This window comes from Mesorhizobium sp. HAY1-8B (assembly GCF_056868045.1).
Window position 1 is genome coordinate 5,000,657 of record NZ_CP200321.1, and the last position, 14,588, is coordinate 5,015,244.

Sequence of the window (14,588 nt, forward strand, 5' to 3'; positions counted from 1 at the left end):
GCCTGTGGGAAAACGCTGTGGCGGAAAAAAGCCTGCTTGCCAAGCATGGCGCCGCCGCCGGCAAAAAGCTACAGCACGGAAATCACTGGAGGATAGCAGATGGCGGGAAACGGCGTCGCATCGATCGGCGAATGCATGCTCGAACTGTCGGGCCAGACCGGCACGAACTGGCGCATGGGTTTTGCCGGTGACACCTTCAACACGCTGTGGGCGTTGCATGCCTTGAGCCAGGGCCGGCCGGCGACTTATGTCTCGGCCTTCGGCGATGACCCCTTCTCGCAAGGCCAGATCGGCTTCTTCGCCGAAAACGGCATCGGCATCGGCTCCAGCCCGGTGATATCGGGCGCACGCCCCGGCCTCTACGCGATCACGCTGACCGGGGCCGAACGCTCCTTCACTTACTGGCGCGGCGACGCCGCCGCCCGGCAGCTTGCATCGGATCCCGCCGCGCTGTCGAAAAACCTTGAAAATCAGGCGCTTGTGTACTTTTCCGGAATCACTTTGGCAATTCTGGAGGATGCGGCGCGCAAAACACTGCTGGAAGCCGTGGCCAAGGCACGCGCCGCTGGCTCGCTGATCGCCTTCGACCCCAACTATCGGCCGCGGCTTTGGCGCGACCGCGAAAGCGCGCAGGCAGCGATTGTCGAAGCACTCGGCGTCACCGACATCGCACTGCCGACCTTCCCCGACGAGCAGATGCTGTTTGGTGACCAGACACCGCAGGCGACCGCCGGACGGCTCAGGCAATGGGTCGCCGAAGTCGTCGTCAAGAACGGCGAACAGCCGGCGCTGATTGCCGAAAACGGAACGCTGCACGACGTGCCGGCCATCCATGTCGCGGACCCAGTCGACACGACCGGGGCCGGCGATTCCTTCAATGGCGGCTATCTGGCGGCACGCCTTGCCGGCCATGGTCCGCGGGAAGCGGCAAGCCGGGCCCATCGCGTCGCCGCCGCCGTGGTGCGGGTCCGCGGCGCGCTCGCGCCGTTCGAGACATTGCGGGCGGCGTTTGAAAACTAGCGCCTGGAGAAACTAGGGAAGACGGAAACGATATTCCGTCACGTGGTGATAAATTGCACCCGGCCACAGCGTCGCCTGTGGAAAATACGGACGGTTCGGCGCATCCGGCCATATCTGAGGCTCCAGGCAGAAGCCGCTGAAGGCCTTGTAGTCTCGCCCTTCCAGCCCCTTGCGGGGCGTCACATACTGGCCTGTATAGAGCTGGACGCCAGGCTCCGTCGTCCAGACCTCCATCTCGACGCCGGAGCTTGCCCCTTGCGTCCATGACGCTTGCCGCAGCGGCCCGCGCGCCGAGGCAAGGCAGAAATTCTGGTCGTACGGCAGTTGTTCGCCCTCGGTCTCCATGCGCAACGGCCGCGCCTGGCGGAAATCGAAAGGCGTGCCGTCAACCGGCTTGACCACACCGGTCGGGATCATGTCGCCATCGACCGGCAGATAGGCGCCGGCGTTCAGCATCATCCTGTGATCGAGAATGTCGCCGGCGCCGCCATCATCCAGGTTGAAATAGGAGTGCTGCGTGAGATTGCACAGCGTCGGCTCCTCGCAGGTCGCCGTCAGTTCGACGCTGAGCGCGCCGGGTATCTTCAGCCGGTAGGTGCAGGTGACGTCGAGCGCGCCGGGAAAGCCCATCGCGCCGTCGGGATCGTGCAGCGTCAGCGTGACGAAATCCCGGCCGTGCAGTGAAACCGCCCATGGCCGGTGCGAATAGCCCTGCGAGCCGCCATGCAGCGTGTGCCTGTCGAGGAAATTTGGCTCGGTCTGGTAGCGGTTGCCGCCAATGGTGAAGCGGCCGTCGCGGATGCGGTTGGCATAGCGGCCGACCACCGCGCCGAAGAAGGCGTTGTCGGCCTCATACTCTTGTAGGGTGCTGTAGCCGAGCACCAGCGGCGCCTCATGGCCGGTCAGGCGCAAATCCTGGATGATGGCGCCGAGACCGATGATGTTGGCGGTGAGGCCACCGCCCCGGATGGTAAAGCGGCGCACGGGCTCGCCCGCCTGTGTCGTGCCGAAAACCTCGCCGTCCTTCATCGCCATGCCCGCAAATGCCAGTTGATCCAGAGGACTTCGGGAGGTCTTCCCAGGAGAGATGGGCCGCCCGTTGGGCTGCCCATCTCAAGAGCCGCCTATCAGAGGCCGAGGCCGCCGATGCAGACATATTTGGTATCGAGATAATCCTCGATGCCCTGATGTCCGCCTTCCTTGCCGAGACCTGATTCCTTGACGCCACCGAACGGCGCCTCCGGCGTGGTGATGAGGCCTTCATTGACGCCGACCATACCGTATTTCAGCCCTTCCATGACCCGGAAGGCACGGCCGAGATCACCGGTGTAGAAATAGCAGGCAAGGCCGAACTCGGTGTCGTTGGCCAGTTGCACCGCCTCTTCCTCGGTCTCGAACTTGAACACCGGTGCGACCGGGCCAAAGATCTCTTCCTTCATGAAGCGCATCTTGGGTGTAGCATTGGCGATGACCGTCGGCTGGAAGAACGAGCCGCCGAGCGCATGACGCTTGCCGCCGGCGACGATCTTGCCGCCCTTCGAGGTGGCGTCAGCAATCAGTTCCTCGACCTTCTCGACCGCCTTCTCGTCGATCAGCGGTCCCTGCTGCACGCCTTCCTCGAGGCCGGAACCGACCTTCAGCCCATTGCTGGCGGCGGCCAGTCTCTCGACGAACTTGTCATAGACGCCGGCCTGCACGAGGAAGCGGTTGGTGCACACGCAGGTCTGGCCGGAATTGCGGTACTTGGCTGTTATGGCGCCGGTGACGGCACGGTCGATATCGGCGTCGTCGAAGACGATGAACGGCGCGTTGCCGCCGAGTTCCATCGAGACTTTCTTGACGGTGACGGACGACTTCTGGATCAGGATCTTGCCGACCTCGGTCGAGCCGGTGAAGGTGATCTTTTTGACCAGCGGGTTGGCGCAGATTTCGTCGCCGATTTCGCCGGCGGCACCGGTCAGGATGTTGACGACGCCCTTGGGGAAGCCGACTTCCTCGGCCAGCGCGCCCCAGGCAAGGCCCGAATACGGCGTCTGCGAGGCTGGCTTGACGACGGCGGTGCAGCCGGCGGCGAGAGCCGGGCCGAGCTTGCGGGCCAGCATCGAGGACGGGAAATTCCACGGCGTGATGGCGGCTATGACGCCGACCGGCTCCTTGGTCACCAGGATGCGGCGGTCCGCCCATGGCGACGGCACGACGTCGCCATAAGTGCGGCGGCCTTCCTCGGCGAACCACAGAATGTAGGCCGCGGCAGAGCCGATCTCGCCCTTGGATTCGAACAGCGACTTGCCCTGCTCGATGGTCAAGAGTTCGGCCAGCACGTCCTGATTGTCCATCATCGCGTCATGCAGCTTGCGCAGCAGCTTCGAACGCTCGAGCGCGGTCGTCTTGCGCCACGACTTGAAGGCGGTATCGGCCGCCTCGATGGCGCGGCGGGTCTCGGCCTTGCCCGACTTCGGCACGGTGCCGATCTTGAGGCCGGTGGCCGGGTTGTTGACGTCGACCGTCTGGCCGCTGTCGGCCTGCACCCATTCGCCGTTGATGAGATTGGCCTGCCGCATGAAATGGCTGGTTTTCTGAAGCATGGTCTAGCCTCCGCTCGGCGCACTGACGGGCCGGTATCTGGATTTTCTTCGATGGGCGTGCCCGATGATATCGAGGCCGGGACACTGGAGCCAGTGCTCTTTACCTAGGGCAAGCCACGCAATCAATTGCAAGATGGCATATAGGCTTTGGGCCAGCGCGAAACCAGCCGAAGACGAACTAGCCGTAGATGTGGAGAACCACGGTCAGCCAGAAAGCCGTGGTGACAGCGGCACAGGCCGTGGCGATGGTCATCTGGTTCGAAGCCAGCGCCTGGCCGGTGTTGAACTGCACGGCGATGAGATAGGAATTGATCCCGGATGGCAGCGCTGCGACCACGACCGCCACCTTGGCGGTCATCGGAGGCAGGCCGAGCAGCCAGACGAAGGCGAGAACCAGCGCCGGCATCAGGAACAGCTTCAGCGCCGAAAGCGCCAGGGCCGGCCTGACATTGCCGGAAACGCCGAAGCGGCGCAGGCTGAGCCCCATGGCAAACAGCGCCACCGGCCCCGCCGTGTCGGCCAGCGCATCGACCAGCCGCATGGCGAGGTCGGGCAGCGGCACGCCGCTGAGCCGCCATGCCAGCCCCAGCAGAATGCCGATGATCAGCGGGTTCATGAACAAGCGCCGCAGGAAGCTGCGCAGCACCCGCAGCGGATGGACATGTTCACCGCTGCCGCGGCCGAACATCTCGAACAGCACGATCGAGGCCATCATCATGACCGGCAGATGCACGGAGACCAGAAGCGACAGCACTTCGAAGCCGCTCGGACCGAATATGCCAAGGATGAACGGCGCGCCGAGCAGCACGACATTGGAATAGGCCGACGACACGCCCCCGACGACGCCGGCGCGCGCATCACGTCCGAAGATCCGCGTGGTGACGACATGGCCGGCGGCCCAGGTGATCGCCACCGCCGTGAAATAAGCCCCCCACAGCGGCCATGGCGCCACGCCGTGGAAATCGGCATTCACCATCGTCTGGAACAGAAGCAGCGGCATCGCCACCGAGACCGCGAAGTCCGATATCCCCTCACCGCTCGCCGGTCTGAGATAGCCGGTGAGCCCGGCGAGATAGCCGAGCGCAACCAGGCTGAAGACGAAAAGCACGGTTTCTGTGAGCGGGGACATTCTTTCAGGGATAGGCGAGCCACGCCCGTGGCGCAATCGCGCCCGAATTTGATCATGCCCGAATTTGATCATGGTCTGCAGGCAGCGTTATAGAGGGTTTGGAACATCAGGGCGGACACGAACGACAAATGACCTTTGTCGAAACCTCAGGACGCAATCTTTTTGCGCGGATGTGGCTGACGGTCTTCGTCGCCGCTCTGTTTTGTCTTGCCGCGACGGCGTTTGCATTTGCCGAACCGAAAAACCTCAAGGGTGTGGCGCTGATTATCGGTCAGTCGAAATACGAACACATCGCCGCCCTGCCCAACCCGGCCAACGACGCCCGCGACATGGCCAAGATGCTGACCGACCTCGGTTTCGATGCCCGCAACGTCACTGATCGCGATGCCGCCAAGCTGAAGCGCGACCTCGAACGATTCGTCGAGGATGCCGAAGGCGCCGACGTCGCCTTCATCTACTATTCCGGCCACGGTATCGAAGCCGGTGGCGAGAACTATCTGGTTCCGGTCGATGCCGACGTCTCGTCGCTCAAGGATGCCGGTCAGGCCCTGGTGCCGATGTCCGCCGTCATGGATGAATTGAAAAAGACCGTGCCGGTGACGATCATGCTGCTCGACGCCTGCCGCACCAATCCGTTTCCGGCCGACGCCGTGGTGCGGCGCGCACCAACCGCTTCCGCCGAGCCGATCGGTGCTGGCGGGCTGGAACCGGTGCGTGGCGCCAAGGCCCTCGGCAACACGCCGGCGGCGGACGCGAGCCTGGGCACGGTGGTCGGCTTCGCCGCCGAGCCGGGGCGCCCGGCTCTGGATGGTGCCGCCGGTGAAAACAGCCCTTACGCGGCAGCGCTGCTGCGCCACCTCGCGGCGATGAAAGGCACGGAGTTCGGCTCGGTCATGCGCATGGTGACCGAGGAAGTCTATCTCGACACCAAGGCAAGGCAGCGCCCCTGGGTCAATGAAAGCCTGCGCCGGCTGCTCTATTTCGGTGTCGCGCCACCGGAACCGACAGGCGATGACGGGCTGATCACCGGCGAAAGACGGCAGTTGCTCTTGACCATCTCCGACCTGCCCGACCCGAAGCGGGCGCAGGTGGAACTGGCCTCGCTGCAGGACGGAGTGCCCCTCGACGCGCTCTATGGGGTGCTGAGGGCACTCGGCACCGAAAAGATCCCCGAGGATCCGGCCGACCTGCAGAAGGTACTCGACGCGCAAGCCGAGCGCCTGAAGAAGATGATGTCCGCGCGCGCGGCACTGCGTACAGACGATCCGGAGATCAAACGGCTGGTCGCGTCCGCCGACAAGGCCGTCAGCCAGGGCGCAATGGTGACGGCGCGCAAATTCCTCGATGACGCGGTCGGCAGGGTCGAGCGGAACAGCGACGCGGTTGACGAGACCGAGGACCTGGTCCGGCAGAAACGGATCGCCGACGCCGCCATCTACGCCAGGCGCGCCGACGCGTCGGCGCTGATCTTCGACTACAGATCCGCCGCCAACGACTACGCCAAGGCATTCTCGCTGGCCGAGAAATGGGACGAAAAGCTGCGCTGGAACTACAAGAACCAGGAAGCCGAGGCACTCAATGCCCATGGGTATGTCACCGGCGACCTCGATGCGCTGCAGCACGCGATCGAAGCCTATCGCGTCATCCTGGACTTCATCCCGAATGGCGAGCAGAACCGCGACTGGGCCATCACCCGCAACAACATGGCGGTGGTGTTGCAGACCATCGGCGAACGCGAGACCGAAACCGCCCATCTCGAAGAAGCGGCACAGATCTTTCGCGATTCGCTTGCCATTTTCGAGCGCGAGAAGGACGACCGCAACTGGGCGGCCGCGCAGAATAACCTCGCCAATGTGCTCTTGAAGGTGGGGGAACGGGAAAGCGACCCGAAGCGACTCAATGAAGCGGTGGCGGCGATGCATGCCACGCTCGAAAAGCGCCCACGCGACAAGCTGCCGCTCGACTGGGCCGCTTCGCAGAACAATCTCGGCCTCGCGCTCTATGCGCTCTCGGAGCGTGAGCCTGACGGCGGGCATCTGAAGGATGCGGAAGCAGCCTACCGGCTGGCGCTTGAGGAATACACGCGCGAGAAAACACCCGTGGAATGGGCGATGGTCGAGAACAATCTCGGCAATACCCTTGTGACTTCAGGCATCCAGCTCAACGACAAGGCCAAGATCAACGAGGCGGCCGATGCGTTCCGAGCGGCGCTCAAGGTGCGGACCCGCGAGACCTTTCCGGTGTCATGGGCGACCAGCCGGCTCAATCTCGGCAACGCGCTGAGCGGGGTTGCCCGCTTCGATATGGGCACGGGCACGCTCGAAGAGGCCGCCGCGGCCTATGACGACGCGCTGACGGTGTTTACCCGCCAGCGGTTCCCGATGGATTGGGCGTCGGCGCAGAACAATCTCGGCTCGATCTACCAGACGCTTGGCCAGCGGACCCGCGATGCGGCCAAGCTTGAGCAGTCGGCGGCAGCCTTCCAGACCGCCCGACAGGTCTATGTCAGGCGGAAATTCCCGCAGGATTGGGCCATGAGCTACTACAATCTCGGCAACACGCTTCAGCTGCTTGGCGGCGTCACGGACAAGCCCGGGCACTACAGCGAGGCGGTCGACGCCTATCGGAATGCTCTGCGCGAATACAAGCGCGAGACGAACCCTCGGCAATGGGCGCTGGCACAGGCCGGTCTGGGCTCGACGCTGCACTGGCTGAGCATGAGCAATGCCGATCCGAAAACCTTGCAGGATTCGATCGCGGCGCGGCGGGCGGCACTTGAAGTGCTGTCCATCGAATCGGCACCCGTCGACTGGGCCAACGCCCAGAATGGCATCGGCATGAGCCTGCTCAACCTCGGCAATATCGAACGGACCGGCAAATATCTCGACGAGGCCGAGGCGGCTTTCACCGCGACGCTGAAGGTGTTCACAAGGGAAAACCAGCCCATGCAATGGGCTTTCGAACAGAATAATCTCGGCGATATCCACTGGAACCGCGCCAGCTATGGCGGCGGCAAGCCGGAATATCTCAGGGCCATCGAGTTCTTCGAGAACGCCAAGCAGGGCTTTACCGAAGCCGGCTACACCGTACCCATCCCGCTCACCGACCAGAAGATCGATCTGGTGAAGCAGCAGCTCGCCAAAAAGTGAGACTGGGCCGTCTGCGACGCCCGCTTGTCTTTGTGCCGGCCTTCCGATCCCTATATGCGAATGACCGGAGCCCGGTGTCGGGCTCCTGGAAGGACCGCGATGATCCGATTTGCCCTGGCCTTGTTCCTGCTCGTCATTCCCGTCGCGGCCCATGCCACGGATGCCGGCTGGGCGTTGCTGCGCGATGGCGGCCATGTGGTGCTGCTGCGCCATGCCATGGTCACTGGCACCACTGATCCAGCCAATTTCGACATCGACAGCTGCGCCACCCAGATCAACCTCTCTGCGCGCGGCAAACAGCAGGCGAGCAAGATCGGCGCCTTGTTTGCCGCGCGCGCCGCGCCGATCGAGCGCGTGCTGTCCAGCCGCTACTGCCGCTGCCTCGACACCGCCCGCATCGCCTTCGAGGCCGAGCCGGAGCTGTTTGCGCCGCTCGATCTGCTGAGGGGTGACGATGCTCAAAAGGCAGCGCAGATCGCCGCCATCATGAAGGAAATCCGCGCCTATTCCGGCTCGGATAACCTGGTCATGGTCACCCATCTGGAAGACATCGTGGCGCTGACCGGTATTTCGCCGCGAGAGGGAGAAGCCGTGGTCGTCGAGCCGCAGGGCGACGGCCTGCGTGTGCTCGGCCGTGTCACCTTCTAGCGATGCGGTATCGCGTCACAGACGTCGGACGCGGTGTTGCCGAAATACCACCCCCGAAAGAAGCCGCGAATTCGCCCCGACAATGCCGCTTGCGACAACCCGTCGCAGGCTCTATAGCCGCGCTCCCGGTCACGAGAACCGAAGTGAGCACAACGGTTGGAGCTTTCGTCTCCGCCCGTGCAGGCGGCTTTGCCGCCCTGTATACGGCGCCGCTTTGGGGATTGGGATCGCGGATGTAGCTCAACTGGGAGAGCGCCGGACTTGGGTCCGGAGGTTGTGGGTTCGAGTCCCGTCGTCTGCACCACGGATAGCTCAGTTGGGAGAGCATCAGACTTGTAATCTGACTGTCGAAGGTTCGATTCCTTCTCCATTGGCCTGATAAGCCAGCACCCTGCCACGGTGTTATCTGAAAACGGTCCGGGGACTGGAATGCTGAAGACCTGACAAACGGCCGAAGCCTTCGGGCCAAGGCCGTTTTGAAAGGTCCGATGCCATCGGCTCGCGGCCAGGTCCGCGGTGACGGTCAAGGCGCAGTGTCGCCGGCAATGCAGGCCAAGGCTTGCCGAGCCCGCTTCGCTGCCCCGCGACCCGCTCCCGAAGGCCCGCCACGGATTGATGCCACCAGTCCCCGGATCATTCGTGTCCGGACCATGACGACGTGAAACGAGAAACGAAGGGAAGATCGACGCATGACGTGACGCCTCGCATGGGGCCATGCCCGACAGGAGTAAGACAATGACGACTATTCTCGACAAGGTTCTTGGACGCGAGCGCGTCCTCGTAAGGGAAAACGAACGTGCCCTCACCCTCCACAAGGGGGAGATCAAGGCCGTCCTGCTGCCGGGCGAGCACTCGCTCGCCAATCGGCGCGGAAGCCTGGAAGTGTCCCGGCACGATCTGAAGAATCCGGAATTCGTTTCGGCATATGAGAAGGCGTTGTTCGACAAGCTCCCGGATGTGGCCGCGCGTCATCTCACCGTCGTTCGCACCGGGCGCACGGATGTCGCCGTCATCGAGCGTGACGGCAATTTGCATGCCGTGCTGGCGCCGGATCGCAAGCTGGTGCTGTGGACGGATGCCGGTCCGTGGACGGTGGCGCTGATCGACACATCGGCCGATCTGACCATCGATCCGGCGGTCATGCGCCGGCTCGGCCAGGCCAGGAAGGCGGAGTTGATGTCGGTCCATCCGGTCCTCGACGGCCAGGCCGGGTTGCTGTTCATCGACGGTGTTCTGGTCCGGACGCTTTCCGCGGGCATGCACGGCTTCTGGAATGTCGGACGCATGGTGCAGGTGAAGGTCGTCGACCTCAAGCGCCAGTCGCTCGACGTCGCCGGGCAGGAAGTGCTGACCAAGGATCGCGTGACGATCCGCGTCAACATCGCCGCCGAATACCGGGTCGTCGATCCGGTCAAGGCGGTGAGCGCCGTGAAGGACTTCTCTGAAGCCCTTTACCGCGCCCTGCAATACGCCTTCCGCAAGACGCTGGGCTCGCTGACGCTTGACCAGATCCTTGAAAAGAAGGTGACAGTCGACGAGGAAGCGGCAGCCAAGGTGCGTGCCGACATGGCCGAGATCGGTGTGGAGGTCAGCGATATCGCCCTCAAGGATGTCATCCTGCCGGGCGAAATGCGCGAGATCCTGAATCAGGTGGTGTCGGCCGAAAAGCAGGCCGAGGCCAATGTCATCCGCCGCCGCGAGGAGACGAACGCCACGCGTTCGCTGCTCAACACGGCCAGGGTGATGGCGGAGAACCCGGTGATGCTGCGGCTGAAGGAGCTCGAGGCTCTGGAAACCATCGCCGGCAAGGTCGAGCGGCTGACCGTCCACAACGGAACGGGCGGATTGCTCAACGACCTGGTCAAGCTCCGCGACAACTGATGCATGTCGCCCAAAATTGATTCCGGTTTTGGGAAAACGACAGGCACCGAAACAGGGACTGACGTGACGTAATGGGAAGGGCCACCGGGTTGACCGGCCGGCCCTTCTTGCGTTTCTTGGGCAGCCTACCCATCTGCGCCCGGCTTATCAGGCCTTTTCCTGCTGGGAAAAACCGATTAGACAGCGCCCAAACAAGATGCGGACAGATTCCGCCCGCAAAGAAGGAAAAGCCCGTTGTCCACCACGAATTCCACCACGTTCGACAAAGTCGCCAAGATCATTGCCGACACCAGCGAGATCGATATCGACACCATCACACCCGAGAGCCACACGATCGACGATCTCGGCATCGACAGCCTCGATTTCCTCGACATCGTCTTCGCCATCGACAAGGAATTCGGCATCAAGGTGCCGCTGGAAAAGTGGACCCAGGAAGTCAATGACGGCAAGGCGTCGACCGACGACTACTTCGTCATGAAGAACCTGTGCGCCAAGATCGACGCGCTGGTCGCAGCCAAGACCGCCTGACGTCAGTTGAGCACGCGACCTTGACGCGCTCTGCCGCCTGACCCACAAAGCCGCCCATGAGCAGCCCCCGCGACGTCGTCATCACTGGTATCGGCCTTGTCTCCTCGCTGGGAGAAGGTCCTGACGCCCACTGGCAGAAGCTGGCGCAGCCGGGCCTGCAGCCGGTGCTCGAAGCCGCTCGCTTTGCGCCCTACACCGTCCATCCGCTGCCGGAGATCGACTGGAACCTGCAGATCGCCAAGCGCGGCGACCAGCGGCAGATGGAAACATGGCAGCGGCTCGGCACCTATGCCGCCGGGCTTGCGCTCGACGACGCCGGCATCAAAGGCAATGATGAGCTCTGCACGACCATGGACATGGTGGTGGCCGCCGGCGGCGGCGAGCGCGACGAGGCAGTCGATGCCGCCATTCTCGCCGCATCCGAGAGCCGCAACGACCGCGACGTGCTGCTCAATGAGAAGCTGACCACCGAGTTGCGGCCGACCCTGTTTTTGGCGCAGCTTTCCAACCTGCTCGCCGGCAACATCTCCATCGTCCACAAGGTGACGGGCTCGTCGCGCACCTTCATGGGCGAGGAAGGTGCCGGCGTCGCCGCCGTCGAAACGGCCGCCGCGCGCATCCGTTCCGGCCAGTCGACGCACATCCTGGTCGGCGGCGCCTTCCAGACCGAACATTCCGACATGCTGCTCGGTTACGAGCTGGCCGGCTATTTGCATCGCGGCCCCTGGAAACCTGTGTGGCAAAGACAGGGCGCCGAGGGGGGCGGCATCGTCACTGGATCCGGCGGTGCCTTCCTGGTGCTGGAGCAGCGCGAACACGCCGTGAGCCGCGGGCGCAAGATCTACGCCGAGCTCGGACCGGTGGTTTCCGGCCGCGCCAGGCGCTCGCGCGGAGAGCTCGGCGCCGAGATCGCAGCATTACTCAGCCAGGCGGCGCTGCCGAACGGCAAGCTGCTTGCCTTGTCGGGCGCCTCGGGCGCGCATGCCGCAACCACCGCCGAGAAGGCGGTGCTCGATGCCAATCCGGCGATTGCCACGCGCGGCTTCTCGACGCTGACCGGACACATGAAGGAAGCGCAGTTTCCTTTCGCGGTGGCGCTGGCGGCACTCGCCGTCGACCGCAGGGCCGCCTACCCTATTTTCGATGCCGCAGCCGAGAAGCCGTTCGAAGGCGTTCCCACGACGGTCCTTGCAACGGCGATCGGCTATCACCAATTCGAGGGCATGGCGCTGGTCAACGCCGCGTAACGCGGCGCTCCGCGATCCATGCTGCAACGATAAACGCTCGAGGGCTCCCGGATGGCCAATCTGAACGATCACATGGGCAGGCCAATCGTCGCCGTCACCGGCATCGGCGTGGTCACCTCGCTTGGCGTCGGCAAGACCGACAATTGGGCGGCGTTGACGTCCGGCAAGTCGGGCATCCACCCGATCACCCGCTTTCCCATCGATCAACTGAATACCCGCATCTCCGGCATGGTCGATTTCCTGCCGTCGAGTTCGAAAGGTGCCAGTCCGCTCACCTATGAGCTGGCCGAGCTTGCGGGCCTCGAAGCGGTGACCGAAGCCGGTCTTGATTCCAGCGACTTCGGTGGACCGCTTTTCCTAGCATCGCCGCCGGTCGAACTCGACTGGGCCGAGCGCTTCTCGCTCTACAATTCTGACAAGGACAAGGATGACACCGCCGCCGAAAGACTGCTTCGGGTGGCGCGTAGCTTGAAAGAGCTGGATATTTTCGAGACCACCCAGTTCGGTTCGATCGCCGACCGCCTTGCCGACCGCCTTGGCACACGCGGTCTGCCGATCACCCTGTCGACGGCTTGCGCTTCAGGTGCCACCGCGATCCAGCTCGGTGTCGAGGCGATCCGACGCGGCGAATGCGACCGTGCGCTATCGATCGGCGCGGACGGTTCTGCCACCGCCGAGGCATTGATCCGCTTCTCATTGCTTTCGGCGCTCTCCACGCACAACGACATTCCCGAAAAGGCATCGAAGCCTTTTTCCAGGGATCGCGACGGCTTCGTATTGGCCGAGGGATCCGGGGCGCTGGTATTGGAATCGCTTGAGGCGGCACTGGCTCGCGGCGCGACCGTTCTTGGCGTCCTCAGCGGTTGCGGCGAGAAGGCCGACGACTTCCACCGCACCCGCTCGAAGCCGGACGCTTCGCCCGCCATCGCCGCGGTTCGCGCCGCCCTCGCCGATGCCGGCCTGAGTGAAGACGAGATCGACTATGTCAACGCCCACGGCACGTCGACCCCCGAGAACGACAAGATGGAACATCTGGCGCTGTCGACCGTATTCGGCGAGCGCATAAGCTCCATGCCGGTTTCGTCCAACAAGTCGATGATCGGCCACACGCTGTCGGCGGCTGGCGCCGTCGAGGCGGCATTCTCGCTGATGACCATGCGCGAAAGCGTCATCCCGCCGACCATCAACTACGACAATCCCGACCCGGCGATCGTGCTCGACGTGGTGCCCAACAAGAAGCGCAACGCCGAGGTTCGCAGCGTTTTGTCGAACTCCTTCGGCTTCGGCGGCCAGAACACTTGCCTTGTCATGGCACGGGAACCGGTCTAAGCGACCTTTTTCAGCCCTACAGAACCGACAGGCCCAATGCGCGCATTGCAACTTATCGAGGACCGGCGTCTTGAGACGGTGGACCTGCCGCCTCCCCCGCCGCCCCCACTCGGCGAAGTCACGTTGCGCGTGAAGGCGGTGGCGTTGAACCATATCGACGTCTGGGGCTGGCGCGGCATGGCCTTCGCCAAGCGCAAGCTGCCGCTGGTCGTCGGCGCTGAAGCCTCCGGCGAGGTCGAGGCGGTCGGCCCCGGCGTTTCCAGCCTGCTGCCCGGACAATTGGTGTCGATCTATGGCGCGCGCACCTGCGGCCTTTGTCGCGCCTGCCGCGAAGGCCGCGACAATCTGTGCGAACATGTTTCCGGCGTTCACGGTTTCCATCTCGACGGCTTCGCGCAGGAAAAGATCAACCTGCCCGCACGCCTGCTGGTGCCGGCCCCACCCGGCGTGACCGACATTGGCGCCGCGGTGGCGCCTGTCACCTTCGGCACGGTCGAGCACATGCTGTTCGACAACGCCAAGCTTCAGCCGGGTGAAACCATCCTCGTCCATGCCGGCGGCTCCGGCATCGGCTCGGCTGCCATCCAGCTCGCCAAGCGGATGGGTTGCACCATCATCACCACGGTCGGCTCGAACGACAAGATTGACAAGGCCAAGGCGCTCGGCGCCGACCATGTCATCAACTATCGCGACGACCGCTTCGAAGGCGTCGTGCGCAAGCTTACGAAGAAGAAGGGCGTCGACGTCGTGTTCGAACATGTCGGCGCCGACACCTTTGCCGGCTCGATGCTGTGCCTGAAGCGCGGCGGCCGCCTGGTGACCTGCGGCTCGACCTCCGGCGTGTCGACGCAGATCAACCTGATGCAGCTGTTCCAGCAGCAGCTGAAGCTGCTCGGATCCTTCGGTTGCCGAATGGAGAACATGGCCAACGCCATGCAGAAAATGGCGGCGGGACAGGTCGCACCGGTCATCGACACCGAGGTCGGATTCGACGATATCGACGCCGCGCTGAAGCGCATGGAAGGTCGCGACGTCTTCGGCAAGATCATCCTGCGCGTCGCCTAGGGCCTTG

The 14,588-nt window shown here is 63.7% G+C and carries 11 protein-coding genes and 2 tRNA genes; 10 read left to right on the forward strand and 3 right to left on the reverse strand.

The genetic code is table 11. From position 1 onward, the window contains the following. Positions 1-99 precede the first annotated feature (99 nt). Positions 100-1,020, forward strand: coding sequence for a sugar kinase (locus tag AC1VON_RS23990; RefSeq protein WP_483125081.1), 921 nt, complete (start codon positions 100-102; stop codon positions 1,018-1,020). A gap of 12 nt (positions 1,021-1,032) precedes the next feature. Here AC1VON_RS23990 and AC1VON_RS23995 read toward each other — a convergent pair whose 3' ends face one another. The 3 genes from AC1VON_RS23995 to AC1VON_RS24005 all read right to left on the reverse strand — a co-directional run bounded on the left by AC1VON_RS23995 (position 1,033) and on the right by AC1VON_RS24005 (position 4,734). Then, on the reverse strand, positions 1,033-2,055 hold the full coding sequence (locus tag AC1VON_RS23995; protein WP_483125082.1) for an aldose epimerase family protein: 1,023 nt from the start codon (positions 2,053-2,055) through the stop codon (positions 1,033-1,035). A 92-nt stretch (positions 2,056-2,147) separates the two neighbouring features. Then, positions 2,148-3,605, reverse strand: a complete 1,458-nt coding sequence (locus AC1VON_RS24000; RefSeq protein ID WP_483125083.1) for an NAD-dependent succinate-semialdehyde dehydrogenase — start codon at positions 3,603-3,605, stop codon at positions 2,148-2,150. A gap of 178 nt (positions 3,606-3,783) precedes the next feature. Continuing rightward, positions 3,784-4,734, reverse strand: a complete 951-nt coding sequence (locus AC1VON_RS24005; RefSeq protein ID WP_172350123.1) for an AEC family transporter — start codon at positions 4,732-4,734, stop codon at positions 3,784-3,786. A 128-nt stretch (positions 4,735-4,862) separates the two neighbouring features. Here AC1VON_RS24005 and AC1VON_RS24010 point away from each other — a divergent pair, with 128 nt between their 5' ends. From AC1VON_RS24010 to AC1VON_RS24050, 9 genes are all read left to right on the forward strand, one after another. Next, a complete protein-coding gene (locus AC1VON_RS24010) occupies positions 4,863-7,883 on the forward strand; it encodes a caspase family protein (protein ID WP_483125084.1) in 3,021 nt (1,006 codons plus the stop codon). A gap of 99 nt (positions 7,884-7,982) precedes the next feature. After that, entirely contained in the window at positions 7,983-8,531 is a 549-nt protein-coding gene (locus AC1VON_RS24015; RefSeq protein ID WP_172350121.1) for a histidine phosphatase family protein, read from the forward strand. Between the two features lie 229 nt (positions 8,532-8,760). Next, positions 8,761-8,835, forward strand: a tRNA-OTHER gene (locus tag AC1VON_RS24020). A gap of 2 nt (positions 8,836-8,837) precedes the next feature. Then, positions 8,838-8,905 (forward strand) — tRNA-Thr (locus AC1VON_RS24025). Between the two features lie 361 nt (positions 8,906-9,266). Continuing rightward, the gene (locus AC1VON_RS24030) at positions 9,267-10,412 is read left to right on the forward strand and encodes a slipin family protein (protein WP_172350120.1); all 1,146 of its coding nucleotides are present in this window, start codon (positions 9,267-9,269) and stop codon (positions 10,410-10,412) included. A gap of 234 nt (positions 10,413-10,646) precedes the next feature. Continuing rightward, positions 10,647-10,940: an acyl carrier protein gene (locus AC1VON_RS24035; RefSeq protein ID WP_027029416.1), complete on the forward strand. Its 294-nt coding sequence runs from the start codon at positions 10,647-10,649 to the stop codon at positions 10,938-10,940. A gap of 56 nt (positions 10,941-10,996) precedes the next feature. Next, entirely contained in the window at positions 10,997-12,187 is a 1,191-nt protein-coding gene (locus AC1VON_RS24040) for a beta-ketoacyl-ACP synthase (protein ID WP_483125085.1), read from the forward strand. 51 nt (positions 12,188-12,238) lie between these two features. Next, positions 12,239-13,516: a beta-ketoacyl-ACP synthase gene (locus tag AC1VON_RS24045; protein ID WP_172350118.1), complete on the forward strand. Its 1,278-nt coding sequence runs from the start codon at positions 12,239-12,241 to the stop codon at positions 13,514-13,516. A gap of 36 nt (positions 13,517-13,552) precedes the next feature. Then, positions 13,553-14,581: a zinc-binding dehydrogenase gene (locus AC1VON_RS24050; protein ID WP_483125086.1), complete on the forward strand. Its 1,029-nt coding sequence runs from the start codon at positions 13,553-13,555 to the stop codon at positions 14,579-14,581. The last annotated feature ends 7 nt before the right edge of the window (positions 14,582-14,588 follow it).